Consider the following 26,306-nt stretch of genomic DNA (forward strand, 5'->3'; position numbering starts at 1 on the left):
TCCTTGAAGCGTTGCGCAATACCGTTTGTTGGAAGCGACGTGACGCAGAAAGAGCGACCTTTTGTGGATCGTCAACATCAGAATCGCAACACGCATCGAACTATCGTCCATGCAGAAACCATGCTTATCGAACCTTCCGCTCCATCGCGATGTCCCTGACGACGTCTACATGTGGCTAGTTGAAATCGACGTAACCGCGTCGCTGACGGAAGCGGCCGCCGGCGTCTTGAACGCCCAAGAACTCGCACGCGCGAGTCGCTATCGGCATCCGGCCGATGCCGCGCGCTTCGTCACCGTACGCGCCGCCTTGCGACACGTGTTGTCCCTCACGCTGGATGCCGACCCCGCAGGCCTAATCCTCGAACCCGACGCGAATGGCCGCCCCTTTCTCGCGATGCCTCACGCGCCGGATTTCAACGTCTCGCATTCGGGTGCTTATGGGCTGATCGCCTTATCGGCATCGCGGCGTGTGGGCGTGGATATCGAAGAGACGCGGTCTTCGCTCGACTGGCTCGGACTGCAGTCCGCCGTTTTTGCCGATGCCGACTGGCGCGCTCTCGATGCACTGCCCGAACTTGCTCGCAGCGCAAGCTTCTTCGCTTGCTGGAGCGGCAAGGAAGCGGTGTTGAAGGCACGCGGCGAAGGCCTGGTTAGCGCACAGTTCGGTCTCACCAGCTTCTCGGTGCTGCCTTGTCTGGAGGGCCGCTTCGCCGTATCGAGCGCAGCGGGCGATATTCGCGCCGCGGCGCTCGATGCGCCGGCAGGCTACGTCGCCGCCGTCGCGTGGTCTTCAGCATCGATCGTGTCATAGCACAACCTCAATCAGCGCCCCCCATAACCGTCTCGACCACCCCGGGCGACTTATCGATATCCTGTTCCGTGAATGCAAAACGCGTCCACTCCTTGCGCGCGTAACGCTTCGTGCCATCGCGATAACGCGGAGATGCCGGATCGTCCGATTCGGAATGCGCGAGTAAGGTGTCAGCCTGCGGTCCATTTGCGCCGAAGCCGACCACCTGCACATAGTTATTGCCCTGTGCATCGCGATCGAGCAGCAGGCCGTGCTTATCGAGGTCGTGCGACGGACACGCCACCGTGAAATAACCTTCGGGATCGCAACCGCCGTAGAGCGGGATTCTCGTGTTGTCATCGAGCGCATGAAGCGTTTCGCCGCGCTTCGAATCGAGCGCGAAACCATTCGTCTTCAGCGCCACCGCGATCGCCGGGTTATCCGTTCTGAAGCCAGCAGGCGTCGCGAGCGGACGCGCAGGATCGAATGCTTCGGCATAAAGCCGCGCGTCCGGAATATCGCTTGCACGACGTTTGTCGTAGGGTGGCAATCATCTTGACGTTGCCCTTCCAACAATGTTATCTATCATTTGTAGGGCCACCAAAACCGGTCGCGGCGCTGGTCGCTTCTCAGTGCCGGGGAACGCTTCCAGCGTGTGCGCGACCCTGATACGTGTCTGCTGTTTGTGAGGACGGCTGATGTGTGAGCGATATACGAGATCGTTGCTGGCCGGATGTCGATCCACAATCAGCACGATTGTCGCGGCCTCGCTTCTGCTTTTCGGTAACGCGTCGCGCGCCCAAAGTTCCGCGGATGACGCAAACAAAAGTAACAACCCGCTCAATCTCGCGGCGTCGTTCAACATTCAAGACTATTACGTGCCGAGCGTACATGGCGCGCACGCACATACCAACGACTTCCTGCTGAGACCAACCGTTCCCGTCGGTCCCAACAGCATCGTGCCGGTGCCTGAAATTTTTCGATTGACGGCACCGCTCAGCACGAGGCCAGATCCAACCGGCGGCTACAACGCCGGACTAGGCGACATCAATCTCTTCGACATTTTTCTGCTCAGTCAGGGACAGACGCAGATCGGCATTGGCCCGCTCATCACTATGCCGACCGCGACCGACCCGAGCCTCGGAAGCGGCAAGTGGCAGGCCGGGCTAGCGGCGGTCGTGGTGAACGCGAATAAAGCCCGGCTCATCGGTGCGTTGGTTCAGTGGCAGCATTCATTCGCCGGACAGAGCAGCCGGCCGACGGTTCAGTCGTTGACGGCGGAGCCGTTCGGCATTTTCAATCTCCCCGATGGTTGGTATATCCGGTCGACGGGAATCTGGACCTTCGATCTTCAGCACGGCAGCTACTATATCCCAGTTGGCCTGGGTGCCGGAAAGGCGTGGAAAGGCGGATCGACTATCTACAACGCGTTCGTCGAACCTCAATATTCCGTTGCTCACTCGGGCGCAGGTGTTCCGCGCTGGCAAATTTTCGCGGGACTCAATATGACCTTCGGAAGATAGACGGCAACGTCAAAGGACGAGACGCCATGCATCGAGTCATCACTCGTTTCGGGACGATAGCGCTGAGCCTGTGGTTTCTCGCGCCCGGCGCTTACTCGCAAGATACGGTTAGTCCGGAGGAGGCGCGTGGCATCGCCAAGGATGCGTTCATCTACGCCTACCCAATGCTGTTCAACTACAAAACGATGTATGAGCAAGCGGTCGATCCCAAGTCGAAGAGCTATGTAGGCGGCTTCGGCAAATTTCGCAATTACTCGCAGCCCTATAGTCCCGAGAACAAGGACATTGTCACGCCCAACAACGACACGCCTTATTCCTGGGCGTGGCTCGATTTGCGACGGGAACCTTGGGTGCTGACCGTGCCGCGTGTCCCTGACGAGCGCTACTACGTGTTCCAGTGGATCGACCTTTTCACGTACAACTTTGCATATGTCGGCTCGCGAACCACGGGCAATGGCGCGGGTCATTATCTTTTTGCAGGGCCGAACTGGCATGGCGAAACGCCAAAGGGTGTTGACAAGGTGTTTCGTTCGGAGACGGACTTTATCTTAACGCTCGGCCGTACCGCCCTGAACGGTCCTGAGGACGTTAAGAGCATGCAGGCCGTGCAGAAAGGATACCGGGTCACGCCGCTCTCTGCCTTTGAACACGATCATGCTCCCGCTGCAGCGCCTAAGCTGAACTTTCCGGTTTGGAACGAGGCGAAGGCAACGTCTATCGACTTCATCGCCTATCTGAATTTCTTGCTGCAGTTCACGCAACCGCCCGCACCGTCCGAAGCGGAACTCATGCGGCGCTTCGCCAAGATTGGCATTGCGCCGGGCCGGCGTTTCGACGCATCTGCCTTGTCGCCGGACATGAAGCAGAGCATCGTGGCGGGCGTCGCGGATGGAAAAGCCGCGCTCGACGATGCCATGAAGCACACGACCAGTTCTTATGATCTCTTCGGCACGCGGGACGACCTTAAGGGAAACTATCTGACGCGCGCCGTGGCTGCCGCGATGGGGATTTACGGCAACACCAAGGAAGAGGCGGTGTATGTCGGCACTCGACTGGGTGCCGATCACCAACAATTGATGGGCTCGCAACCTTACGTCGTTCATTTCGACAAGAAAGATCTGCCGCCTGCACGCTTCTTCTGGTCAATGACAATGTACGACTTGCCAGGCCGGCACCTCGTCGCGAATCCCATCGAGCGATACTCGATCGGCGACCGCACCAAAGGCATCAAATACGGTGCCGATGGCTCGCTCGATATCTATCTACAGCACGCTTCGCCTGGAGCAGACAAGGAATCGAACTGGCTGCCAGCCCCAAACGGCCCCTATGATGTCATCGCGCGAATCTACGGACCAGACCCTTCGGTCTTTGATGGAACATGGAAATTTCCCGTTCCGCAGAAGCGTTGAATTCGACTGATTGAACGGTTGATCAACGCTATGGGAGCGTGCTGTGAAGAAGCCCACGGCGGTGCGAGTGACACGCTCTCGGCATTGGCCCGATGGTCACACGATCGGGCACAGTCAGCCACGCCAGTGTCAGCGTCGCTTCGGCGGGTCGACGAATTTCAAGTAAGCCGTCTTCCGAAGCGAATCTCGTACAACTCTCGGTGAGCGCGACATTTCAGTAGGACATTCAGGTAAGCGACGTTGCCGTCTGCTGTGAATTAAACCGTACTTCAAAGAAAAAGGGCTTCGCGATGAAAAGAGCACGTAAGCTCGTCTCCCTTGTGACTGCCGTGACCAGTTTGCCGATGGAGTCGTGCTGCGCGCTGCAACGGCGCAGCGCGACTGCAAACAACAAACGAGCCATCGCGGCCGCACTGATTGCAGTGACACTAACCGCCTGCGACACGACTCACTCGATCAATTCGTCCCAGCCGCCAACGAAGCTTGCGATCACTGCCAGTACGAATGAAATTCGAGCCGTCGCCAAGGAAGCGTATATCTATGGAACACCCATGGTCGCGACCTACACGACGATGTACGCGTTCTCGATCGATTCAAGCAACCCGCAGTACAAAGGTCCTTTCAACACCATCCTGAATATCTCTCGGGTTTTCACGCCGGACGACACTGCCTTCGTCACACCGAACTCGGACACACCTTACTCGTTCGCCGGCCTCAACCTTCGCGCCGAGCCGGTTGTCATCACGATCCCGCCAATGGAGCCGAAACGCTATTTCGTGTTCCAACTGATGGACCTTTATACCTTCAACTTTGCCTATATCGGCACTCGCACCACTGGTAATGGTGGGGGCAATTTCTTGATTGCCGGACCCAACTGGAAGGAAGCGCCGCCGCCCGGTATCACGCAGATTATCCGCTCAGAAACCGAGCTCGTTAATGTCGTTGGCCGCACCCAGCTCTTCAACCCAGGCGATCTCGATAACGTCAAGACCATCCAGGAAGGCTATCGGGTGCAAACTCTTTCTTCGTTTGCTGGTAGCGCGGCCCCGCCCTCGGCACCCTCGATTCAATGGATCAAGCCATTACGACCTGACATGCAGCACACGTCGCTCGAGTTCTTCAACCAGCTCGCGTTCGCCTTGCAGTTCACGCCAGTCAACCCAACGGAGAGCGACTTGCGAAGCCGGTTCACGACGATTGGAATCGTTCCGGGACGACCGTTCGACGTCGGCGCGCTTTCCGAGGAACAGAAAGCGGCGTTGCTCTCCGGAATGGAAGACGGTCAGAAAGAGATCGACTTAAAGCGCGCGTCCCTTGGTGGGAAGACTGACACGTTATTCGGAACACGCGCGTACCTGAAGAACGACTATGTTGCACGGGCTACAGGTACGCAGGTTGGGATCGGCGCGAACTCGCGGGAGGAGGCGCTCTATCCGATCCTCGAAAAGGATTCGAGCGGCCAGCAACTTGACGGCAGCAAGCATCGGTACACGTTGCACTTCGAGAAAGGCCAACTGCCACCCGTCAATGCGTTCTGGTCGATGACCATGTATGCCTTGCCAAGCCAGTTGCTGGTGAAGAACTCCATCGATCGCTACTTGATCAATTCTCCGATGCTGCCTTCGTTGAAAACCGATCGCGATGGTGGTACGACGATCTACGTCCAAAGCACATCACCCGGCAAGGCCAAGGAGGCAAACTGGCTACCCTCGCCGGCCGGCCCTTTCATGGTGACAATGCGGTATTACTGGCCCAAGCCTGAGCTTCTAAATGATCAGTGGCACACACCAGAACTTCGGCAAGCACCCTAGAACAAAAGAATCTCATTTGCTTCGCCGTGACGCGCGACGGCGAAGCCGGTCTGAATTTTCCATGCGATGGGTAGTACAGGTTCCTTTCGCACGTCGCGCCTTATCTGCGCGTGCTGTCGGACCTGATTCGCGCCGGACGACCCGCGAGCGACATAGTGAAGGCGACGCTTCTGGAGGTGCAAAACGCTGACGCTCAACCCCGAAGCCACGCGTGACTATTCGCAGCACGCGTAGCGATGTCAGTGTTTCAACTCGACCACGTAAGGCTCGACATCGCACCGCAAGCGCTCAACCCCGAAGCCGCGGCAAAAACCGAACAATCTGTAAAGGCTACCGCAATGGCAATCCAATGACTTGAATTAAGCCCGGCGGCCTTGAAGGCTGCTGGGCTTTTGCGTTGACGCATGCCCGCTCGATGCTCCCACGAGTTCATCATCCACCAGTCGTTGGCGACATCCCAGCCACCGCTTTCACGGCCCCCCGAACCATCCGCTCGACCACCGCCTGTACGGCATCGGCACGCGCTGGCGCATAGTCGAACGGAGGCGTCTCGTCCATATACGTGCTCTGACACATCTCCAGCTGCACGGCATGAACGCCCTTCTCCGGCGCGCCGAAGTGCCGCGTGATGAAACCGCCCTTGAAGCGGCCATTGGCAATCCACGTATAGCCGCTCTCCGCAGCCCCGTCGGCGACCGCCTGCAACACCGGCGGCGCTGCCGTCCGCCCGTCCTGCGTACCGATGTTTAGATCCGGCAGCTTGCCCTCGAACAGACGCGGCAATACGCTTGCGATCGAATGCGCTTCCCACAACAGCACGTTTGCATGCTTCTCGCGCAGGCGCGCGAGTTCGCCGGCGATGGTGTCGTGATACGGCTTCCAGTAAGCCGCGACGCGGCGCTGCCTTTCGGCGGCGTCGGGCACGCAGCCTTCGCGATAAACCGGCTCGCCGCGAAACGTCAGGTCCGGGCACAAGCCCGTCGTGGTCTGCCCCGGATAGAGGCTTTCGTCCGAAGACGGCCGGTTCAGGTCGATCACATAACGCGACAGGCGCGCGCCGAGCACGGTCGCGCCGAGTTCACGCGCGAACGCGTAGAGGCGGTCGAGATGCCAGTCGGTATCGGCGACCGTCAGCGCAATGTCCGTGTATTGGCCGCGCAGGTCGTCGGGGATGATCGTGCCGAGGTGCGGAATCGACAGCAGGAGCGGCGCATCGTCGCGAGTCAGGGTGAAGATTTCGTTCATGGCGTGAGTAGCGAAGGGTAATCGAGGTTGAGAGCAGTACATTCAAAGCAACGCGTCGTCCTGCAATGTCGGCAAGGCACGCTTGAGCGCGGGACGAATCAGATGGTCGAGCACGCGGCGTGTGAGCACGGCGGTTTCATCGACGAAATCGCTCCATTCGCCTTGTCGATGCAGCAGAAAGAACTCGCGTCGCCCAAGCCGGCTCGCGGGCAGAGGCAGCACGGCGATTTCATCCAGATAATGCCGCGCTTGCCAGAGACACAGCGGTGTCGAGATGGCGAAGCCGAGTTTCGCGGCGACGAGGCTCAGGAGCGGATCGGTCGCATCGAACTCGTAGCGGCGCGGACTTTCGATACCCAGATGCCGCGCGAAGCGCTCCACCTGCTGGCCGATCACCGAGCGCGCCGTATAACGGATCAACGGCAGTTCCGTTGCAAGCTGCCGCCATGACGACGCTCCTTGGCGCTCATCGAGCCAGCGTCGCGACACGACGGCCACGAACGCTTCCGAAAACAACGGCATTTCGACGATACGGCTGTCGTTTAGCACCGTCTGCGTACAGACCGCGATATCGACCTCGCGCGCGTGCATCTGGTCGGACAGGCCCGGCGTGAGTCCCGACCACAAGGCAATCTGCCGCGCGGAACCGGACATCGCGCGAATGAGTTCGGGGCCGACCGTCGCCGCGAAGGAATCGACGCAGCCAAGCCGCAGAGGCAGCGCTCCCGCCAGCGACGCATCGCCGATACGCGTGCTCACCATTTGCGCATGGTCGAGCAGCGGCCCGGCGAGTTCGAGCAGCGCGCGTCCCGCCAGATTCGGACGCGGCGGGCGGCTGTCGCGATCGAACAAGCCAGCGCCCTGCTCGCGCTCGAGCGACGCAATCGACTGGCTCACCGCGCTCTGGCTCACGCCCAGATGTTTCGCGGCTGCCGTCATCGAACCGGTCTCGCAAACGGCGACGAAGGCCTGCAATGCGCGTAGGTCGATAGGTGGTGGGGTGCGTCTCATCGCGTTTCCGTGGTTTGCAGGCACGCGCCCGGCCAAGTCCCGCCGTGCGGCGCTCATGTTGCACGCACTGGGCTGGAAGCCGCGCGTCTCGCGCAAACGCCCGCATGGGCCATAAGTTTGCCTTATGCAAAATGATCGTGCGTCGTTTGTCGAGATCGGGGCCCGTGTCGCATTGATGACAGTAGACGTCGAGTTTGTGCCGGTTCCGGCGATTTTGGACCGGTACATTCATTCGTCACGGGCATCGAGGCGCGGGAGGCCGCAGTGGAGACACTGGTTTTTATCTGGAGCAACGCGGCGTCGATCGCTTCCATGCTGGTCGATCACGTGTTGCTGGTGCTTGCCGGCGTCGGCTGCGCCATCGTGACGGGCGTCGCGCTCGGCATCGTCATCACGCTCAACGAGCGGCTCGCGCGCGTGGTGTTGTACGCCGCCGCGATGCTCATGACGATCCCATCCATCGCGCTCTTCGGCTTGCTGATTCCGGTGCTCTCGCTGATCGGACAGGGCATCGGCTTTCTGCCTGCCGCCATCGCGCTCTTTCTGTATGCGCAATTGCCGATCGTGCGCAACACCTACGCCGCGATCCGCAATCTCGATCCCGCGCTGCGCGAAGCCGCCAACGGCATGGGGATGACCGCGTGGCAGCGGCTCTACCGCGTGGAGATGCCGATTGCCGTGCCGATCATCATGGCGGGTGTACGCATGGCGGTGGTCATGAATATAGGCATTGCGGCAATTGCCACGTATATCGGCGCGGGTGGGCTCGGGCGGCTGATCAGCCGGGGCATTTCGCAATCCGATCCGCGCCAGTTGATCGCGGGCGCGGTGATCGTCGCGCTGCTCGCGATCCTCGCCGACCTCGGCCTGGGCGCGCTGCAATGGCGCCTGACGCCGGAAGGCATGCGGCCGCGCCAGGCGCGCTTCTTCTGGCGCCGCAACGCGACGCGCGGGCCGCTGGTGACGGCCGCGACGGCCGCGACGCCGATTTCATCCACAGCGGAGGGACGATGATCGATCTTCGACATCTGACGAAGCGATTCGAAAAGCGCGGCGAAAAGCCGGTCGTCGACGACGTGTCGATGACGATCGGCGAAGGCGAACTCTGCGTGCTGCTCGGGCCGTCCGGTTGCGGCAAGACGACGACGCTCAAGATGATCAACCGGCTCGTGCAGCCCACGTCAGGGCAGATTCTGATCGGCGGCGCGGATACGGCGGGCTTCGATATCGTCGAGTTGCGGCGGCGCATCGGCTATGCGATTCAGCAAGTCGGCCTGTTCCCGAACATGACGGTCGCCGAGAACATCGGTATCGTGCCGAAGATGCTCGGCTGGGACAAAACGCGCATCCGCGAGCGCACCGAAAAGCTGTTGGAGATGGTCACGCTCGATCCGGCCATCTACATGCGATGTTATCCGCGCGACCTGTCGGGCGGGCAACAGCAGCGCGTGGGCGTGGCGCGCGCGCTCGCCGCCGATCCGCCGGTGATGCTGATGGACGAACCGTTCGGCGCCATCGATCCGATCAATCGCGCGTCGATTCAGGACGAATTCCGCCATATTCAGACGACCCTGAAGAAGACCGTGATGTTCGTCAGCCACGACATCGACGAAGCCATGAAAATGGGCGACAAGGTCGCGATCTTCCGCAACGGCAAGCTCGAACAACTGGCGAGCCCGGATGAACTGCTGGCGCGTCCCGCGAGCGCGTTCATCGCCGATTTCGTGGGCACTGACCGGGCGCTCAAGCGTCTGCGCCTGATGCGCGCCGTCGATGCGGCGCTGGAACCGGCGCGCGTCGCGCGGCTCGGCTACCCGAGCGCCGATGCCCGCGCGCTCTTGCGCGATCACGTGGCCGACGCACTGGTCGTGCTCGACGCCCACGGCAGACCGGCCGGCCACGTCGGCGCGGCCGAACTCGACGCCAGCGGCGCCACGCTCGAAGCGCCGAGTCTGCGCGCGCTGCCGGGCGTGGTGCGCGCGGGCGACGACCTGCGCGCGGTCATGTCGATGCTGCTCGCGCACGGCGCGTCGTGGCTGCCGGGCGTCGACGCGGACGGACGCTTCATCGGCTACGTGACGTATGAACGCATCGCGCTGATGGCGCGCGCGGCGTGCGTGTCCGGCGCGGCATTGCCCGAAGGCGGCCTGGCCTCGTCCGCTGGCGACGCGGCGAAAGCGGGCGATGCATCGCGCGATGACGGGGCGCATCCCGAACTCGCATTCGGAGGCGCGCGATGAACGATCGACGCGGCGGTTCGCGTATTGCGTTAGGCGCGATGATGGCGTTGGCCAGCGCATCGGCGCATGCAGACGACTGGCTCGCATCGATCGGGCAGTATCGCGCGGACATCGTCTATCAGTCCGGCCAGCAGATGCTGATGGTGCTGATCGCGGGCGTTGCGGCTATCGTGGTTGCGGTGCCCGCGGGCATCTGGCTGAGTCGCCCCGACAACGGCCGGGCCGCGCAGTTCGTGATGTTCACGCTCAACGCGGGCCAGGCCGTGCCCAAGCTCGCCATTCTCGCGCTCGCCATGAGCGTGCTCGGCATCGGCGCGAAGCCCGCGATTCTCGCGTTATGGCTCGCCACGCTGCTGCCCATCGCGATGAATACATACGAAGGCATACGCGCCGTGCCGCCCGCGCTGATCGAGGCCGCGAACGGCATCGGCATGACGCAACGGCAGATTCTCTTCAAGGTGGAATTGCCCAACGCCATGTTCGTGATTCTCGCGGGCGTGCGCACCGCGCTCGCCATCACAGTCGGCACCGCACCGCTCGCGTTCCTCGTCGGCGGCGGCGGTCTCGGCGAGCTTATTTTCACGGGCATCGACCTCAACGATTTCACGATGCTGCTTGCGGGCGCCATCCCGACCGCCCTGCTCGCGGTCGCAACCGACCTGTTCGTCGCGCAGATGCAGCACTGGCTCGTGCCGCGCGGCGTCAGTCCTCAACGCTGATCTTTCCTGGATAACGAAGCTCATGCTCAAGCCTTTGCTGTCATGCAAACTGTGGTCGCGTCTTTTCGGCGCATCCCTGTTCACGCTTGCCCTCGGAACGATGGCCCTGCAGGCCGCGCAGGCTGCGCCAACCGTCACGGTCGGCGGCAAGAACTTCACCGAACAAGTGCTGCTGGCGGAAATGACCACACAACTGCTCAAGGCGAAGGGTTTCACGGTCGTCAAGAAAGACGGCATGGGCAGCACGGTGCTGCGTCAGGCGCAGGAAAACGGTCAGGTGGACGTGTACTGGGAATACACCGGCACTTCGCTCATCACCTACAACAAGGTGACCGACAAGCTCGACCCGCAGCAAACTTATGCGCGCGTCAAGGAACTGGATGCCCAGAAAGGTCTCGTGTGGCTCGACCCGTCGAAGGCGAACGATACCTACGGCATCGCCATGAACCGCGATGTCGCCCAGAAGCTCGGCGTCACGACCATGAGCGACCTCGCCAAGGTGCTCAACAGCGGCAAGGAACTGACCTTCGCGTGTAACTCCGAGTTCTATGCGCGCCCGGACGGCCTGCGTCCGCTGCAAAAAGAATACGGCTTCAGCTTCGGTCCGTCGCAGATCAAGCGGATGGATTCGGGTCTCACCTATCAGGCGCTGAAGGACCGTCAGGTGGACACCGCGCTGGTTTTCACGACCGATGGCCGCGTGCCCGCTTTCAACTTCATCGTGCTGCGTGACGACAAGAGTTTCTTCCCCGCCTACGCGCTTACGCCGGTCGCACGCAAGGCGACGCTCGACGCGAATCCGAATCTCGCGGGCATCCTGAACGCGCTGTCGGCCAAACTCGACGACGCAACGATGGCGCGACTCAACGCCGAGGTCGACGTCCAGAAGAAGTCGCTCGACGAGGTGTCGGCTACTTTCCTCAAGTCCGCCGGACTGATCTGACGCGCGTCCGATGAAGCCTTTTATCGTCGCCGCCGCGCAAACCGAAACCGTCGCGGGCGATCTGGCCGCGAATCTGGCGGCGCATCGCCGGTTTATCGACGAAGCACGCGGGCGCGGCGTTCAGTTGCTCGTGTTTCCCGAGTTGTCGCTTGCCGGTCACAGTGCGGGCGCCGATGCCTTGAGGCTCGCCTTGCCGCGTAACGCCGCCGCGCTCCTCGAGCTGGCTGAAGCGTGCTCGCCGCTTGCCGCCGTGGTTGGCTTCGTCGAGGAAGCAGCGGGCGCGCAGTTCTACAACAGCGTCGCGACACTGTACGCGGGACGCGTGGTGCACGTGCATCGCAAGATCGCGCTCGCCACTTACGGCCGGCTCGACGACGGCAAGCACTACGGACACGGCGCGCGGCTCGACCAGTTCACGCTGCCCGCCGATCCGCGCTGGCAGATCGCCACGCCCGTGTGCGCGGATTTGTGGAGCCCGGCGGTGATGCATCGGCTTGCCTGCGACGGCGCGACGCTATGCGCGGCGCCGGTGAGTTCGGCGGTCGAAGCCGTGGGCGACGCCTTCGACAATCCGCGCGGTTGGGACACGGTGCTGCGCGCCCATGCACTCGTCTACGGTCTGCCTGTCGTGTTCGCCAATCGCGTCGGCCATGAAAACGGCCTGCGCTTTTGGGGCGGCTCGCGCGTCGTCGGGCCGCGCGGCGAAACGCTCGCGCAAAGCGAATCGGCACGTGAGGAACTGGTCGTGGCGACGCTCGACTACGAAGCCGTGCGCGCCGCGCGCTTCGACTTGCCGACCCTGCGCGATGCCCGCGGCATCCACGCGCTCGAAAGCGGCATCGTGTCGGTTTCGTGATCGCGTTGGTCGTGTGTCTGCCCGCACCGGTCATATCCGCGACCGACAATCGATTCAACTGATCGTTCGCATGGGAGTGTGACGATGATCGACCCGACGCGCGTGCGCGCCGCCCTGGCCGAGCGCCAGGACAACTTCTCGCTGCCGCAGCCTTTTTATACCGATGAAGCCTTTCATCGGCTCGACCTCGACGCCGTTTTCAACGACGAGTGGCTGTTCGCCTGCAACAGCTGCGAACTGCGCGAACCGGGCGATTATCTGACGCTGGAGGTCGGCGCGACATCGGTGCTCGTGCTGCGCGACATGGACGGCGAAATCCGCGCGTTCTTCAACACCTGCCGGCATCGCGGCTCGCGCATCTGTCTCGAAGAGAAAGGGCATGCGCATCGGCTTACTTGTCCGTATCACCAGTGGGTGTACGACCTCGACGGCGCGCTCCTGCATGCGCGGCAGATGCCGGCGGGCTTCGAGCGCGAGGGCTACGGTTTGCGCGCCGTGCATGTCGAGATCGTGTGCGGCATGGTCTATATCTGCCTCGCCGCGACGCCGCCCGACATCACGCGATTTCGCGACGCGGTCACGCCCTACCTTGCGCCGCATCAGCCGTGGCGCACCAAGGTCGCGGCCAGCGTGACGATGATCGAGGAAGCCAACTGGAAGCTCGTCATCGAGAACAATCGCGAGTGCTATCACTGCGCGGCCAATCACCCAGAGTTGCTCGCGACGCTCGTCGAATTCGCGTTGCCCGACGATCCCGCTGGCTCGCGCGACTTCCGTCTGTTGATGGAAGCCCAGGCTGCGAAGTGGGACCGTCACGGCTTGCCGCATTTGCCCGCCGATGGCGGCGACGAATTCCGTTGCATCCGGCTGCCGTTTCATCGCGGCGCGGTGTCCTTCACGCCGGATGGATCGCCCGCGTGCGGCAAGCTGCTCGGCGACCTCACCGATCCGGATCTCGGCTCGGTGCGCATGTTTCGCGTGCCGAACAACTGGAATCATTTTCTCGCCGACCACATCATCCACTTCCGCATTCTGCCGCTGTCGGCCACGCGCACGGTGTTGCGCACGACGTGGCTCGTACACGAGGATGCCGTCGAAGGCGTCGATTACGACGTCGATACGCTCACGTCCGTATGGAACGCGACCAACGTGCAGGACGCGCGGCTCGCGGCGAACAATCAGCTGGGCGTGGGCTCACTCGGCTATGCGCCGGGCCCGTATGCGCCGTCCGAGTTCATGCTGCGCAACTTCACGAACTGGTATGCAAGGAAGCTCGCGTCACATCTGGACGGCGCACACGGGCAGCGCTTAATCGCGCTGAAGGTGTCGAATGGCTGATGTGCCGACATCTTCCGATACGGCGTTCGACAGCACCCTCGCTTTCGCCTGCGACACGCCCGCATCGCGCACGCTCGAGTGCATCGGCGTGCGTGACGAAGCGCCGGGCGTCAAGACCTTTCGCCTGCGCGATCCGCACCCCGACGGCGCGCGCCGCTACGCGCCGGGCCAGGCCATGCTGCTGACGCTCGATATCGAGGGGCGGCGCTTCGACCGCACGTTTTCTATCGCCTCGACGCCGCTCGAAGCGGACGCGCTCGAACTGACGATCAAGGCGCAGTCCGGCGGCGTCGTCACCCGCTGGCTGCATGAGCGCTTCGCGCCGGGCATGCGCATCGACACGCGCTATCCGCTCGGACGCTTCACACTCGATGCATCGGCCAATACGCCTCTTGCGCTAGTGTCGGCGGGCTCGGGCGCATCGCCGCTGATGTCCATGCTGCGCACGCTGGCGCGCCGCACGCCGCACGCCGACATCGCTTGGCTTCATTGCGCGCGCGGCGTGGACGACATTCTTTTTGCCGATGAACTCGCGACGCTTCAGGCGCGCATGCCCAACCTGACAGTACATGTGTGGCTGAGCGCGCCCGCACCCGGCTGGTTCGGTCTGCGCGGGCGCATGTCGCGCGGCGCGCTCTGGGCAATGGCGCCGGACTTCGGACGCCGCACGGTCTATTGCTGCGGTCCAGCCGGTTTCATGCAGAGCGTGCGGCAGATTCATGCGGCCGAAGGCGCCCGCCGCGCGGCGTTTCATATAGAGCATTTCGGTCCCGTGATCGAGCCGATGGAAAGCGAAGCCGCGACGACCGGCGCACCTTCGTCCGACGAACAGCGCGATGCCATTTTCAACGCGTGGCTGAACGGCCGGCGCTTCGATGTGCGCGCGGGCGAAACGCTGCTCGTCGCGGCCACGCGTCAGCAAGTGGTGATTCCGTGCGGTTGCGCGAGCGGCCTGTGCGGCACGTGCAAAGTGCGCCACCTTTCGGGCGAAGTCGCGATGAAACATGCAGGCGGAATTTCCGCGGCCGAAGAAGCGCAAGGCTGGATTCTCGCGTGTTCGAGCCGTCCCTTGACCGATGTCGAAATCGCCTTCTGACATGCAAACGGCACCGACGCTTCATCACGACGCCAGCCGCTTCACGCGCACGCTTGGCTTCGACATGCTTCCCGCTGCCGTCGTGCGCGACGCGCAGCGCCGCATTCTCGACCTGCTCGGCGTCGCGGCGGCGGGCACGTCCACACGGCTTTCGACAATCGCGCGCGAGCATGCGCTCGATTGTTTCGCGGCCGGACGCACCCCCGCGCGCATGCTGTTCGACGGGCGCATCGTCAGTGCTCCGGGCGCGGCGTTCGCGGGCGCAACGACCATCGACAGTCTCGACGGCCATGACGGCCACGCGCTCACCAAGGGCCACGCGGGCGTCACCGTCTTGCCGGCCCTGCTCGCCATGACCGAGCGCGCGCCCGGCATGAGCGGACGCGAGTTCATCGTGCAGACGGTGCTCGGTTATGAAATAGGCACGCGTGCCGGCATCGCGCTGCATGCGACGAGCCGCGAATATCACACCTCGGGCGCGTGGAATGCGTTGGCGGCCGCCGCTATCGCGAGCCGCGCGCTCGGCTTCGACATACCGGCGACGCGCCACGCGCTCGGCATCGCCGAATATCACGGGCCGCGTTCGGACATGATGCGCTGCATCGATCATCCGACCATGCTGAAGGACGGCTCGGGTTGGGGCGCGCTGGCGGGCATCAGCGCCGCCCTGCTCGCCTCGCGCGGCTACACCGGCGCGCCCGCGACCACCGTCGAACGCGATGCGCCCGCCTGCTGGTCCGACCTCGGCGATCGCTGGCTGATCCTCGAACAGTATGTGAAGCCGTATCCAGTGTGCCGCTGGGCGCATCCGGCAATCGCCGCCGCGCTTGCAGTGCGCGCGCTCGATGGTTTCGATGCGGCCAACATCGAGCGCGTGGAGATCGAAACCTTCCACGAGGCGACGCGTCTCTGGTCCGCGCTGCCACGCACCACCGAGGAAGCGCAGTATGGCGTGCTGTTTCCCGTCGCGGTGGCGCTGGCGCATGGCCGTGTCGATGCCGGCACCATCGGCGATTCGGGCCTTGCCGATCCCGCCGCGTGCGCGTTGCTGCCGCGCCTTGTCGCAAAGGAGCACGCCGCGTTCAGCGCCGCGTTTCCCGCCGAGCGCTGGGCGCGCGTGACGGTCGAACTGCGCGATGGCCGCCGCCTCGATTCCGGTCCGATGCAGGCAAGCGGCGACCTCGCGCGCCCGATGACACCCGACGCCGAGCGCGACAAATTTCGTGAACTCTGCGGCGCGCGCTTCGGCGCACGGTTCGCGCGCGAACTCGAAGACGCGGTGGACGCGCTCGCCGAACCGCACGCCCGCGCCGGGCGCCTGTGCGAACTCGTGCTGGGCACGCCGCCCAGTGCGTCGCAAACATGAACACTCCGATCAGCCAACGAAACAACGAGCCATGCCAGTAAATCCCGACGCATTCTCAACGCCGTTCCACGATCCCGCGTCCGTGGCGGGCAAGGCGCCGCCCATCGGCGAATCGACCGATCTGCTGATCGTCGGAGCGGGGCCGGCCGGCATCGCGGCGGCACTCGAAGCGGCCGGTCGCGGTATACGCGTCACGCTCGTCGACGAAAACCCCGTGCCGCTCGAAACCATGGGCGAAGACGTGCCGCTGCACTTCGGCAGCCGCATGGGCGCGGAGGCAGGCAACGCCAACGCGATGCTCGAAGCCATGCTCGACGCCCGTCCCGAACTGGGCGACGCGCTCGAAGCGGGTATCGACGTGAAGCTGGGCACGGCAGTGTGGGGACTCTTCCCGCACGGGCCGGCGAACGCTTGGATCGGCACGCACGTGGCCGGTCTCGCGGACGCCGAACATACCTGGCTGCTGCAATTCAGTCAGGTGATCGTTGCGTCGGGGCGGCGCGACATGGGACTCGCCTTCGACGGCTGGCAACGCCCGGGCGTGATGGGTGCAAGCGCCGCGTGGCGGCTCGCGGTTCTCTACGGCGCGCTCGACGCGCGGCGCGCGGTGCTCGTCGGCAGCGACACGGATGCGCTGAACGTCGCGCTCGAACTCGTCTCGCGCGGCGTGCAGATCGTCGCGGTGATCGAACAGGCTGGCGAAATCGTCGGCGATGCGGCGCTCGCGGCGCAACTCGAAGCGAGCGGCGCGCACATTCTCACGCGTCATGTCGTGCGCCATGCACATGGCGATGCTTATGGCGTGACTTCCGTCGACGCAGCCACGCCCGACACGACCGCCCTGACGACATTCGATTGCGATACCGTGCTGCTCGGCATCGCCGCGTTGCCTGCAATCGAGCTGCTCGAAGCGGCAGGCTGCGCGACTGCGTTCGATGCCGCGCGCGGCGGTCATATCGCCCGTGTCGATGCGATGCAACGCACCTCGTTGCCGTTCGCCTACGCGGCAGGCGACTGCGCGGGCGTCTGGCCGGCGAAGAGCCGCGACGAAACGATCGCGCGTGAAGAAGGCCGCCTTGCGGCGCGCGCGGCTTTATCGTCGTTGGACGAAAGCGCTTCTCTCGCCGACGCGCCGCCCGCGCGCCAACCCGATGCGCCCGCGCAAGACATCGCGCTATCGCGTGTCGAATGGGTGCGGGCAAGCGTCATCGGCGCGGCGGGCGAGCCGTTCGTCTGCCAGTGCGAGGAAGTGACGGCGCGCGAAATCCTCGATGTGCGTCCGCCGCGCTACCTCGGCTGGCAGCCCGCCGACGCGCTTCACGACACACGCGGCGTCGCGGGTCTCGCGCAAAGCGGGCCGCCCAGTCCCGACGCGGTGAAGCGTCTCACGCGCGCATGCATGGGCCCGTGCCAGGGCCGCCGATGCCGCGAGCAAGTCGCCGCGCTGCTCGCGATAGGCTCCGGCTGCGCGCTGCCGCAGATTCCGCTCGCCACATTCCGCGCGCCCGTCCGGCCGCTCGCGCTGCGGCAGCTAGCCGAGGTGGCCGAAGCGCAGGCGACCGGCGCGCATTGGGACAGCTGGTTCGGCATGGCGTCGCAATGGGTGCCGTTTTGGCGTGTCGATCCGCTGTATCGCGCGGCCACACGCCGTCAGGGCGAACCGGTGGCGAGCGAATGAACGAAGCATCGACCGGCCGTCGCACTCGAATCGAATCTTCCGGACAGACAAGCATGAAAGCAGACACGCAACAGGACAGCGGCACGCCGAAGGGCGCTTCGGTGGTTATCGTCGGCGGCGGCGTAACGGGTTTGTCGGCGGGATGGTGGCTCGCGCGCGAGGGTGTCGACGTGCTGGTGCTCGAAGCGGGAATGATCGGCTGGGGCGCGTCGGGCCGCAACGGCGGCGGTTGCTCGCATCATCACAGCCCGCTCTTTCTCGAAGAACAGCGTCTCTGGCCGATGATGGACGACCTGCTCGGCTATCCGACCGAGTTCCGCGCCGAGCGTCTGCGCATTGCGCTCGATGAACAGCAGTTCGTGTTGTACCGGCGCGCGCTCGAAAACGGCGAACACCACGGCCTGCGCTCGGACGTGCTCGATGCCAAACAGGTGCGCGAACTGGTGCCGCTCGCCGGCGACAACGTCCATGCCGGCTACTTCTATCACTTCGGCGGACATGCGAATCCGCATCGCACGTTGCAGGCTTATGCGTGGGCGCTGGAGGATCACGGCGGGCGCATTCTCCAGCACACGCCGGTGACAGGATTCGTCCGGCAAGGCGGACGTGTGAGCGCGGTGAAAACGGCTCACGGCGAGATTGCCTGCGATCATCTCGTGATCGCGGCCGGGCCGCATACCGGCGTGCTCGCGGCGCAACTGGATATCGATGTGCCGCTCGCCGCCGCACGCGCCGAGATGATCGTCACCGAGCCGTTGCCGCCAATGGCCATCGGCGGCGTGGACGGCAATGGCCTCTATGGACGGCAGACGCTGCGCGGCAATCTCGCTTACGGCGGCGGTCCGCACGAATGGATCGGCCTCGACGATGTGCCGAAGGTGCGGCCACAATCGACTCCGCTTCAGTGCAGTATCGCGGCGCGCCTGGCTGCGTTGCTGCCCAAGGCGGCGCACGCGAAAGTCATCCGCAGTTGGGCGGGATATATCGAGAACACGCCGGATGGACGGCCCGTGATCGATCGTCCGGATGAACGAGGCAATGTGACGGTCGCGACGCTATCGAGCGTCGGCTTCGGCCTTTCGCCCGCAAGCGGTCACGCCATCCGCGACCTCGTGATGGACGGGCGCTGCGGTTTTGCGGATTTGTCGTCGCTGAGATTGGCGCGCTTCGCTCATCTCGAACCGGACTGGCGCGAGCTTCAGGGCTGGCTGCCGTTGCCGCTGCGCGCATCGGCGCCGGTGCTGGAAGCGGCCTGAGCGCATTGCGTCGCCTTTACGCCCGCCTGCTCACGACTGCGTCTGTGCCGCTCTCAACTCCGTCGGACTGATGCCGTAGGCGCGCCGGACCCAGCGCGCCAGATGCGAAGGCGACGCGAATCCCGTCGCCACCGCGACATCCGCGACCGGCACGCTCGAATACGTGAGCATTTCGTGCGCGCGCTCCAGCCGCAACTGCACGTAGTAGCGTGCGGGCGTCGCGTTCAGATGCCGCAGGAACAGGCGTTCCATCTGCCGCGACGTCATGCCGATAGCCGAGCCGATATCGTTGATCTGCAACGGCGTCTCGACATGCGCGCGCATCATCTCGATCGCCCGGCGGATGCCGCGCGGCAGACTCGCGTGATTCTGATCGCGCCAGCCGCGCTGGCTGTCGGCGGTGTCGCGCATGCGCTCGTGATGGAACTGGTTCGCCACGCGCACCGCGAGATCGCTGCCGTGCTGCATCTTGATGAGATGCAGCATCAGGTCCATCGAAGCGATACCGCCCGAGCACGTCATGCGGTCACGATCGATTTCATATAGCTTGCTGCTGCACAGCAGGTCGGGAAAAGCCTCCGTGAACGCCGGCAGATTTTCCCAGTGGATGGTGCACTGATAGCCATCGAGCAGGCCTGCTAGCGCGAGCAGATAGGTGCCCGTGGAAAGCGATCCGATGACCGCACCGGTGCGCGCCGCGCGTCGCAACGCGGCGACGAAGGCCGGTTCGAGCGCGGGCGCGAGCCGCAGGCCGCCGCAGACGAACACATAGTCCGCGCCGGCCAGCACGTCGTCGAACTTGCGCGCGGCAAGCGCGATGCCGTTCGATGCAGGCGCCGGCTCGCCGTCGAGGCTGGCGAGCGTCCACGCATACAATGTTTCGCCAGCGAGGCGGTTGGCCGAGCGCAACGGCTCGATGGCGGACGAGAGGCTCATCATGGACAAGCCATCGGCCAGCAAGAACACGAACTGGCGAGGCACGGCGGCGGACGAAGAAGCGGATTTGAGCAACGCGCGATTCGCAATGGACGATTCGAACCTCCGCATTCGCGAAGGCGGCTTAGGGCCAGCATGTGAGCGCTATTATGGTCGCTAAAACAAGCGTATGGCCAGAAGCGCCGCAACGGTATGGGATCTGAGCGGCGACACGCGCTGCATCTGCGGCGGAATCGGCCGAGGAGAAAGCATGCGAAATTCGTTCGTCGGGGTCGATCTGCGCGCGTTGCAGGCGTTCGTCGCGGTCTGCGAAACCCGCTCCATGACGGAAGCGGCGCGCGTACTCGGCGTCACGCAAAGCGCCGTGAGCCAACTCATCGCGGCGCTCGAGCGCGAACAAGGCGTGGCGCTCTTCGATCGCGAGTTCCGTCCGGTGCGGCCCAACGCGGCGGGCCGCATTCTCTTCGATCGCGCGGGCGCGCTGCTCGAACACGCGCAGGCGGTCTCGCACGACGTGCGTACGGCGACGAGCGAAGGCGTGCCGAGTCTGCGCATTGGTTGCGTGGATTCCTTCGCCGGAAGCGTCGGGCCGCATCTCGTGCAACGTCTTTCCGGGCGCATGAAAACCTTGTCGATGTGGTCCGGCCTCACGCCGACCCTCAGCGAACAGCTTACCAATCGCGAACTCGATCTCGCCATTTGCACGGAAGCCACGCTCGATCCACGACGCGTCGAACTACGGCCGCTTTTCTCCGAGACTTTCATTGCGGTCGCGCCGAGGCGCTTCAGCGGCAAGCGCGCGCCCGAGTCCTTTCATGAGGTGCTGCGCGAGTTGCCGCTCTTGCGTTATACGGGCCGCTCGCTCATCGGGCAGCAAGTGGAGCGGCTCATCAGGCACATGAATTTCAATGCCCCGAACCGCTATGAATTCGACGATACCGACCCGCTCCTAAGTCTGGTCGGCTCGGGATTCGGCTGCGCCATCACGTCGCCGCTGTGTCTCTGGCAATCGCGCGCGCATCTGGCGGATATCGCGGTCGTGCCGCTGGCCACGACGCGCATCGGGCATCGTCATTTCTACATTCTCACGCGTCAGGCCGAATGGTCGTCGATGGCCGAGGCCGTCGCGCGCGAGTCGGTGGCCGTGACGCGCGACGTAATTGCACCGGGCTTGCTTGCGGCTTTGCCCGGTGCGCCGCCCCATCTTTTCGATGCCTACACCGCCGCGTTCGCCGCGCAAAGCGCCGCGTGAAATTAGCGGAACTGCTTCAAAACATAAGAGTTTCTGATTCGGCCGCGCGGCTTAATGGCAGGGATGCGTTCGCCTCTACCATCCGTAGCTGACAGCGGATACACGCAGTTCAACCTAAGAGACAGGGCAGGACGATGACCACAAACCGCCGTAGTTTTCTGAAGCAGGCTTCACTCGTCGGCGTAGCCGCGGCCACCTCGGGCCTTGCGTCATTCGCGCGCGCCGCGACCGTCGTCAACTACGGCGGCTCGGCATGGCTCGGGCACTACGCGGCCTATGTCGCGATGAAGACGGACATCTTCACGAAGCTCGGCATCGACTGCCGCTGGCAATCGTTCTCCACTTCGTCGGCGCGCATGGGCGCGGTGATGGCGGGGAACATCGACATTGCGGGGACCGGCGTCGTCTCGGCGCTCGCGCTGATGGCAAGCGGCGCGAAGCAGTTTCAGCTCATCTCGACGCCGAACAACTTCGGCAAATCGGAAGGCCTTCTCGTGCGTGGCAATGTGAAGTCGCTCGCCGATCTCAAGGGCAAGAAGATCGGCGTCACGTATGCGTCGAGCTCGCATGTCCTGCTGCTCGACGTGCTGCGCCAGGCGAACTTGGACCCGGCGAAGGACGTGAGCATCATCAACTTGCCGGCGACGGAACTGCTGGCGGCGTATCGCGGTAATCAGATCGATGCCGCCGCCGCATGGACACCGACGTTCGACCGCATCAAGGCGCTGCCCGATACCAAACTGCTGCTCGACGATTCCTCGTTCTCGCTTTATAAGCAATATCAGTTGACGCCGGGCCCGGACGTGCTGCTGGTGCGCACCGCATTCGCCAGCGCCCATCCTGATGTGCCGAAAGCCTTTCTGCAAGGTGTCGCGCAAGCCAACGACATGATGACGCACGAGCCGGAGAAGGTCGCGCCCATTCTGATGACGCTCACGAATCTCACGCAGGACGAGCAGATGGCCGTGCTCAAGCAGACGCAGTGGTATTCCCACGCGCAGCAAAAGACGCTATTCGTCGGCAGCGGCGGAAAGCCGGGACCGTTCGTCGACGGCGTACAAAAGCTGAGCGACATGCTCGTCGATCTCAAGCAGATCGACCAGTCGCCGAAAGTGGCGGACTGGATCAACGCGTCGTATCTCTGAGCGCGCAGCATGGCATCCGACAACAAATGGACGAAGCGCGGCGGGCTTTTCGTCGTCAGCGCCTGCTCGCTGATCGGCTTTCTGCTGCTCTGGGAACTCGTGTGCCGCGCGGGTTTGGTCGATGCGGTGTTTCTGCCCGCGCCGTCGCAAGTGCTGAGCCGCGGCATCCGCATGTGGAATCAGCATACGTTGCTCGATAACGTGCTGGCCTCCATACGCCGGGTCATGGTGGGCTTTCTCGCCGCGGCGGTCGTGTCGATACCGCTCGGCATTGCGCTCGGCACCTCGCGCGTGGCGCGCGCCGTGTTCGACCCGCTGCTGTCCTTCCTGCGCCCGCTGCCGTCGATGAGTTGGATACCGCTGTCGCTGCTGTGGTTCGGCATCACCGAGACGCAGAAGTACAGCATCGTCTTCATGGGATCGTTCGCGCCTGCCCTTCTCTATGTGATCGACGCCACGCGCAACATCGACCCGATCTTCGTGCGCGCGGCGCGCAATCTCGGCGCGAACCGCTGGCAGGTCATGCGCGAAGTCATCCTGCCGGGCTGCATGCCGCAGATCCTGTCGGGCATGAAAGTGATTCTCGGCCTCTCGTGGACCTGCGTGATTTCCGCCGAACTCGTCGCCGCGCAGCAAGGGCTCGGCTTCATGATCATGAACGGCCGCGAATTCTTCCAGACCGATACGGTCGTGCTCGGCATGGTGCTCATCAGCATCACGGTGCTCATCACGGATGGCTTGTTCAGGCTCATCGAACGCGGAGTGCTCGCATGGCAACGATAGATGCCCCCATGATTCGCCTCGAAGGCGTGGCGAAGTCCTTCGGCGCGTTGCAAGTGCTCAAGGAAGTCGATCTCGAAGTCGCGAAGGGCGAGTTTCTCGTGCTGCTTGGCGCGTCGGGTTGCGGCAAATCGACGATGCTCAACATGATCTCCGGCTTCGAGCCGCCGACGCAGGGCCGCGTGCTCGTCAATGGCCGCGAAGTGAAGGATGTCGAGCCGGCGTGCGGCATGGTCTTTCAGCAATACGCGCTGTTTCCGTGGAAAACGGTCAGCGAGAACGTCGCGTTCGGGTTGAAGATGCGCGGCGTCGGCCGGGCCGAAAGGCGTGATGCCGCGCGTCGCTATATCGAAGCCGTGGGGCTGAAAGGCTTCGAGGACAGCTATCCCGGCGCGCTTTCGGGCGGCATGAAACAGCGCGTGTCGATTGCGCGCGTACTCGCCAACGACCCGGACGTGATGCTGCTCGACGAACCCTTCGCCGCGCTCGACGCCATGACGCGGCAAGTGCTGCAGGAACAGCTTCTGTCGATCTACGAGAAGAGCGGCAAGACGATCGTCTTCATCACACATTCGATCGACGAAGCGCTGCTGCTCTCCACGCGCATGATCGTGATGGGCGCGAAACCGGGGCGCATCGTGCAGGACATCCGCAACGACCTGCCCTTGCCGCGTACCGCCGAAGTGCAGCTATCGCCTGCGTATCTGGAGATGAAGAAGTCGATCTGGGAAACGGTGCAGGCCGAAGTCATGCGAGGCCTGGAAGGCGCTGGCTGACGTTCGAACGCGCCGGTACTGCTGCTATCCATCGCTTTTGCTTATGAAGCGCTCGCGATGGCGGCAACCCGGCACACTGCAAACATCATCCGCATGAGAAAGGAAGCGCGACAGTGAATACGTACGATGTAGTGGTGATCGGCGCGGGCGTGATCGGCAGTTCCGTTGCGTTTCATCTGCAAAAGCTTGGCGCCAAAAGCGTGCTCGTGCTCGATCGCGCGACCATCGGCGCGGGCACGACGTCGCAATCGTCGGGCATTTTGCGCACGCATTATTCGGTCAAGGAAAACGTCGAACTCGCACGCAAGTCGTGGGCCGTGTTCAACGATTTCGCGGGCTACGTCGGCGACGATGAAGCCTCGTGCGGACTCGTGAAGTGCGGCTACATGATCGTTGCGGCCGATGGCGACAAGGTCGAACCGCTGCGCGCATCGCTCGAACAGCAGAAGCAGCAAGGCATTCCGCTCGAATTGCTCGATGCTCGCCAGGCTCACGAGCTCATGCCCATCGCGCAGTTCGACGACGCCGCGTTGATCGGCTATGAACCCGAGGCGGGCTTCGCGGATGCGTATCTCACGGCGACCAGTTTCGCTCGCGCGGCGCGGCGCGGCGGCGTGACGATCCGCGAGAACGTCACCGTGAACCGCTTGCTGATCGAGCACGGCAAGGTGAGCGGCGTGTCGACGAGCATCGGAGATTTTTCAGCGGCAATGGTCGTGAGCACGCAAAACATCTGGACCCCGGAACTCGCCGGATGGACCGGCCGCACACTGCCCGTCTCGCCGGAGCGTCATGCGGTGCTTGCGCTCGAATGCGAGGGCGCGGCCTACACCTACACCATGCCGGTGTTCAAGGATCTGGCCTCGCCCGGCATGCTCTATTACCGCTGCTATGGCGGCAATCAGATGCTCGTCAGCGAAGGCACCGCCGGAGAGAAACTCGCCACGGCCGATACCGAACAGGGCGACATCTCGATGGACTATGTCGTCGAGGTCGGCGCTCAGGTCGCCGAACGGTTTCCCGCATACGGAGCGGCGGGCATTGCGTCGTCGTGGACGGGCGTGTACGACGTCACGCCCGACTGGAATCCGGTGCTCGGCGCGCTGCCCGGCATCGAAGGGCTCGTCGTCGGCTACGGCTTTTCGGGGCACGGCTTCAAGCTCTCGCCGACGGTCGGCAAGGTGCTTGCGCAAGCCGCACTCGGCTTGCAAACCGATGTCTCGCTCGCGCCTTACTCGATCGAACGCTTCGAGACCGGCGCGCTGCTCACTGGAAAGTACGGTGTCGGCGCCGTCTCCTGAAGCGCGCGCGCCCGAGGGCGTCGCCATTGCACCGCTCGCGTCTTTTGCGCCGCAGGCATGGCGCAACGGCGGCGGCACCACGCGCGCGCTCGCGGAAGATGCGGAGGGCGGCTGGCGCATCAGCCTGGCCGACGTGGAACGCGACGGTCCGTATTCGCGCTTTCCCGGCATGACGCGGCAATCGCTCGTCATGACCGGTGCGGGCGTCACGCTGCAAGACGACGCCGTGCAATGTCACTTGCGGCGCGGTATCGCCATGGAATACGACGGCGGCGTTGCGTGGCAAGCCACGTTGCACGACGGCCCTGTTGTCGCGCTCAATGTCATGGCGTTGCGCGGGCGCTATCGAGCACGCATCGAGCCATTGCGCGACGCCGCGTTCGTGCCCCTCGAATGTGTCGCGCTCGTGCTGACGATGAATGGCCGCTGCCTCGTGCACGCTGCCGACAGCGACGACGAGATCATGCTGGCGGAAGGTCACGTGTTGACGCGCATGCCGGGCGCGCCTGCGCTTCATCTCGCGCCTCGGTCGTCGGGAAGCGATGCATCGATTGCGCTCGTCCTCGTCGAGCCCGACAGTCGGCGCTGATCCGCGCGGCTCTTTTCGAATCATTCAAGCAAGGAGATATGCACCCATGAAAATTCTGGTGCCAGTCAAGCGCGTGGTCGACTACAACGTGAAGGTCCGGGTGAAGTCGGACAATACGGGTGTCGATATCGCCAACGTGAAGATGTCCATGAACCCGTTCGACGAGATTGCCGTGGAAGAGGCGGTGCGTCTGAAGGAAGCGGGCGTGGCAACCGAAGTGATCGCCGTGTCGTGCGGCGTCACGCA

25 protein-coding genes are annotated in these 26,306 nt (G+C 63.6%); 21 read left to right on the plus strand and 4 right to left on the minus strand.

Annotated elements, in window-relative coordinates:
- Positions 1 to 169 precede the first annotated feature (169 nt).
- Positions 170 to 811: a 4'-phosphopantetheinyl transferase family protein gene (locus tag NCR40_RS21585; protein WP_250510598.1), complete on the plus strand. Its 642-nt coding sequence runs from the start codon at positions 170 to 172 to the stop codon at positions 809 to 811.
- 7 nt (positions 812 to 818) lie between these two features.
- Here the strand turns inward: NCR40_RS21585 and NCR40_RS21590 are convergent, their stop codons facing one another.
- A complete protein-coding gene (locus NCR40_RS21590; RefSeq protein ID WP_250510599.1) occupies positions 819 to 1,340 on the minus strand; it encodes a penicillin acylase family protein in 522 nt (173 codons plus the stop codon).
- Positions 1,341 to 1,512: 172 nt separating this feature from the next.
- Between NCR40_RS21590 and NCR40_RS21595 the strand changes: the two genes are divergently transcribed.
- The 3 genes from NCR40_RS21595 (at position 1,513) to NCR40_RS21605 (ending at position 5,533) form a co-directional block, all read left to right on the plus strand.
- On the plus strand, positions 1,513 to 2,313 hold the full coding sequence (locus NCR40_RS21595) for a hypothetical protein (RefSeq protein WP_250510600.1): 801 nt from the start codon (positions 1,513 to 1,515) through the stop codon (positions 2,311 to 2,313).
- Positions 2,314 to 2,339: 26 nt separating this feature from the next.
- Positions 2,340 to 3,722 (plus strand): DUF1254 domain-containing protein, encoded by a 1,383-nt coding sequence (locus tag NCR40_RS21600; RefSeq protein ID WP_250510601.1) that lies wholly within the window; start codon positions 2,340 to 2,342, stop codon positions 3,720 to 3,722.
- Between the two features lie 290 nt (positions 3,723 to 4,012).
- Positions 4,013 to 5,533 (plus strand): DUF1254 domain-containing protein, encoded by a 1,521-nt coding sequence (locus tag NCR40_RS21605; RefSeq protein WP_250510602.1) that lies wholly within the window; start codon positions 4,013 to 4,015, stop codon positions 5,531 to 5,533.
- 432 nt (positions 5,534 to 5,965) lie between these two features.
- Here the strand turns inward: NCR40_RS21605 and hutG are convergent, their stop codons facing one another.
- Positions 5,966 to 6,778, minus strand: coding sequence for an N-formylglutamate deformylase (hutG, locus tag NCR40_RS21610; RefSeq protein WP_250510603.1), 813 nt, complete (start codon positions 6,776 to 6,778; stop codon positions 5,966 to 5,968).
- 42 nt (positions 6,779 to 6,820) lie between these two features.
- Positions 6,821 to 7,789 (minus strand): LysR family transcriptional regulator, encoded by a 969-nt coding sequence (locus tag NCR40_RS21615; RefSeq protein WP_250510604.1) that lies wholly within the window; start codon positions 7,787 to 7,789, stop codon positions 6,821 to 6,823.
- A gap of 264 nt (positions 7,790 to 8,053) precedes the next feature.
- Here NCR40_RS21615 and NCR40_RS21620 point away from each other — a divergent pair, with 264 nt between their 5' ends.
- From NCR40_RS21620 to NCR40_RS21665, 10 genes are all read left to right on the plus strand, one after another.
- Entirely contained in the window at positions 8,054 to 8,803 is a 750-nt protein-coding gene (locus NCR40_RS21620) for an ABC transporter permease (RefSeq protein WP_244831416.1), read from the plus strand.
- A complete protein-coding gene (locus NCR40_RS21625; protein ID WP_250469912.1) occupies positions 8,800 to 10,029 on the plus strand; it encodes an ABC transporter ATP-binding protein in 1,230 nt (409 codons plus the stop codon). Before NCR40_RS21620 ends, NCR40_RS21625 begins: the two co-directional genes overlap by 4 nt.
- Positions 10,026 to 10,748 carry an ABC transporter permease gene (locus tag NCR40_RS21630; RefSeq protein WP_250510605.1) on the plus strand — a complete coding sequence of 241 codons (723 nt, stop codon included), beginning with the start codon at positions 10,026 to 10,028 and terminating at the stop codon, positions 10,746 to 10,748. The genes NCR40_RS21625 and NCR40_RS21630 overlap by 4 nt, the downstream gene beginning before the upstream one ends.
- Before the next feature lie 100 nt (positions 10,749 to 10,848).
- Entirely contained in the window at positions 10,849 to 11,691 is an 843-nt protein-coding gene (locus NCR40_RS21635; protein WP_250528570.1) for a glycine betaine ABC transporter substrate-binding protein, read from the plus strand.
- Positions 11,692 to 11,701: 10 nt separating this feature from the next.
- A complete protein-coding gene (locus NCR40_RS21640; RefSeq protein WP_244831419.1) occupies positions 11,702 to 12,547 on the plus strand; it encodes a nitrilase-related carbon-nitrogen hydrolase in 846 nt (281 codons plus the stop codon).
- A gap of 84 nt (positions 12,548 to 12,631) precedes the next feature.
- Positions 12,632 to 13,885 (plus strand): aromatic ring-hydroxylating oxygenase subunit alpha, encoded by a 1,254-nt coding sequence (locus NCR40_RS21645; protein ID WP_250510607.1) that lies wholly within the window; start codon positions 12,632 to 12,634, stop codon positions 13,883 to 13,885.
- The gene (locus tag NCR40_RS21650) at positions 13,878 to 14,981 is read left to right on the plus strand and encodes an FAD-binding oxidoreductase (RefSeq protein WP_250510608.1); all 1,104 of its coding nucleotides are present in this window, start codon (positions 13,878 to 13,880) and stop codon (positions 14,979 to 14,981) included. The genes NCR40_RS21645 and NCR40_RS21650 overlap by 8 nt, the downstream gene beginning before the upstream one ends.
- 1 nt (position 14,982) lies before the next feature.
- Entirely contained in the window at positions 14,983 to 16,347 is a 1,365-nt protein-coding gene (locus NCR40_RS21655) for an MmgE/PrpD family protein (RefSeq protein ID WP_250510609.1), read from the plus strand.
- Between the two features lie 31 nt (positions 16,348 to 16,378).
- Positions 16,379 to 18,025 carry an FAD/NAD(P)-dependent oxidoreductase gene (locus NCR40_RS21660; RefSeq protein WP_250510610.1) on the plus strand — a complete coding sequence of 549 codons (1,647 nt, stop codon included), beginning with the start codon at positions 16,379 to 16,381 and terminating at the stop codon, positions 18,023 to 18,025.
- 53 nt (positions 18,026 to 18,078) lie between these two features.
- Positions 18,079 to 19,281 (plus strand): NAD(P)/FAD-dependent oxidoreductase, encoded by a 1,203-nt coding sequence (locus NCR40_RS21665; RefSeq protein ID WP_250469920.1) that lies wholly within the window; start codon positions 18,079 to 18,081, stop codon positions 19,279 to 19,281.
- 30 nt (positions 19,282 to 19,311) lie between these two features.
- On the opposite strand, the gene NCR40_RS21670 is transcribed toward NCR40_RS21665, so the two are convergent.
- Positions 19,312 to 20,328 (minus strand): GlxA family transcriptional regulator, encoded by a 1,017-nt coding sequence (locus tag NCR40_RS21670; protein ID WP_244831425.1) that lies wholly within the window; start codon positions 20,326 to 20,328, stop codon positions 19,312 to 19,314.
- 139 nt (positions 20,329 to 20,467) lie between these two features.
- On the opposite strand from NCR40_RS21670, the gene NCR40_RS21675 reads away from it, so the two are divergent.
- The 7 genes from NCR40_RS21675 to NCR40_RS21705 all read left to right on the plus strand — a co-directional run.
- Positions 20,468 to 21,469, plus strand: a complete 1,002-nt coding sequence (locus tag NCR40_RS21675; protein WP_250469923.1) for a LysR family transcriptional regulator — start codon at positions 20,468 to 20,470, stop codon at positions 21,467 to 21,469.
- Positions 21,470 to 21,603: 134 nt separating this feature from the next.
- Positions 21,604 to 22,614 (plus strand): ABC transporter substrate-binding protein, encoded by a 1,011-nt coding sequence (locus tag NCR40_RS21680; protein ID WP_250469924.1) that lies wholly within the window; start codon positions 21,604 to 21,606, stop codon positions 22,612 to 22,614.
- A 9-nt stretch (positions 22,615 to 22,623) separates the two neighbouring features.
- A complete protein-coding gene (locus NCR40_RS21685) occupies positions 22,624 to 23,397 on the plus strand; it encodes an ABC transporter permease (protein ID WP_244831428.1) in 774 nt (257 codons plus the stop codon).
- Positions 23,385 to 24,170 carry an ABC transporter ATP-binding protein gene (locus NCR40_RS21690; RefSeq protein ID WP_250495306.1) on the plus strand — a complete coding sequence of 262 codons (786 nt, stop codon included), beginning with the start codon at positions 23,385 to 23,387 and terminating at the stop codon, positions 24,168 to 24,170. The genes NCR40_RS21685 and NCR40_RS21690 overlap by 13 nt, the downstream gene beginning before the upstream one ends.
- Positions 24,171 to 24,283: 113 nt before the next feature.
- Positions 24,284 to 25,471 carry an NAD(P)/FAD-dependent oxidoreductase gene (locus NCR40_RS21695; RefSeq protein ID WP_250510611.1) on the plus strand — a complete coding sequence of 396 codons (1,188 nt, stop codon included), beginning with the start codon at positions 24,284 to 24,286 and terminating at the stop codon, positions 25,469 to 25,471.
- On the plus strand, positions 25,452 to 26,060 hold the full coding sequence (locus tag NCR40_RS21700; protein ID WP_250469926.1) for a HutD/Ves family protein: 609 nt from the start codon (positions 25,452 to 25,454) through the stop codon (positions 26,058 to 26,060). Before NCR40_RS21695 ends, NCR40_RS21700 begins: the two co-directional genes overlap by 20 nt.
- 46 nt (positions 26,061 to 26,106) lie before the next feature.
- On the plus strand, positions 26,107 to 26,306 hold a 200-nt coding region (locus NCR40_RS21705), incomplete at its 3' end, for an electron transfer flavoprotein subunit beta/FixA family protein (protein ID WP_502800977.1).

It is taken from the genome of Caballeronia sp. GACF4 (genome assembly GCF_023631025.1).
Taxonomy (GTDB): Bacteria; Pseudomonadota; Gammaproteobacteria; order Burkholderiales; family Burkholderiaceae; genus Caballeronia.

Coding starts and splice junctions, on each gene's coding strand:
- NCR40_RS21680 (WP_250469924.1), top strand. CDS start 21,604: ATGACCACAAACCGCCGTAGTTTTCTGAAGCAGGCTTCACTCGTCGGC.
- NCR40_RS21655 (WP_250510609.1), top strand. CDS start 14,983: ATGCAAACGGCACCGACGCTTCATCACGACGCCAGCCGCTTCACGCGC.
- NCR40_RS21690 (WP_250495306.1), top strand. CDS start 23,385: ATGGCAACGATAGATGCCCCCATGATTCGCCTCGAAGGCGTGGCGAAG.
- NCR40_RS21650 (WP_250510608.1), top strand. CDS start 13,878: ATGGCTGATGTGCCGACATCTTCCGATACGGCGTTCGACAGCACCCTC.
- NCR40_RS21670 (WP_244831425.1), bottom strand. CDS start 20,328: ATGCGGAGGTTCGAATCGTCCATTGCGAATCGCGCGTTGCTCAAATCC.
- NCR40_RS21645 (WP_250510607.1), top strand. CDS start 12,632: ATGATCGACCCGACGCGCGTGCGCGCCGCCCTGGCCGAGCGCCAGGAC.
- NCR40_RS21615 (WP_250510604.1), bottom strand. CDS start 7,789: ATGAGACGCACCCCACCACCTATCGACCTACGCGCATTGCAGGCCTTC.
- NCR40_RS21675 (WP_250469923.1), top strand. CDS start 20,468: ATGCGAAATTCGTTCGTCGGGGTCGATCTGCGCGCGTTGCAGGCGTTC.
- NCR40_RS21585 (WP_250510598.1), top strand. CDS start 170: ATGTGGCTAGTTGAAATCGACGTAACCGCGTCGCTGACGGAAGCGGCC.
- NCR40_RS21600 (WP_250510601.1), top strand. CDS start 2,340: ATGCATCGAGTCATCACTCGTTTCGGGACGATAGCGCTGAGCCTGTGG.
- NCR40_RS21640 (WP_244831419.1), top strand. CDS start 11,702: ATGAAGCCTTTTATCGTCGCCGCCGCGCAAACCGAAACCGTCGCGGGC.
- NCR40_RS21635 (WP_250528570.1), top strand. CDS start 10,849: ATGGCCCTGCAGGCCGCGCAGGCTGCGCCAACCGTCACGGTCGGCGGC.
- hutG (WP_250510603.1), bottom strand. CDS start 6,778: ATGAACGAAATCTTCACCCTGACTCGCGACGATGCGCCGCTCCTGCTG.
- NCR40_RS21665 (WP_250469920.1), top strand. CDS start 18,079: ATGAAAGCAGACACGCAACAGGACAGCGGCACGCCGAAGGGCGCTTCG.
- NCR40_RS21660 (WP_250510610.1), top strand. CDS start 16,379: ATGCCAGTAAATCCCGACGCATTCTCAACGCCGTTCCACGATCCCGCG.
- NCR40_RS21630 (WP_250510605.1), top strand. CDS start 10,026: ATGAACGATCGACGCGGCGGTTCGCGTATTGCGTTAGGCGCGATGATG.
- NCR40_RS21685 (WP_244831428.1), top strand. CDS start 22,624: ATGGCATCCGACAACAAATGGACGAAGCGCGGCGGGCTTTTCGTCGTC.
- NCR40_RS21625 (WP_250469912.1), top strand. CDS start 8,800: ATGATCGATCTTCGACATCTGACGAAGCGATTCGAAAAGCGCGGCGAA.
- NCR40_RS21605 (WP_250510602.1), top strand. CDS start 4,013: ATGAAAAGAGCACGTAAGCTCGTCTCCCTTGTGACTGCCGTGACCAGT.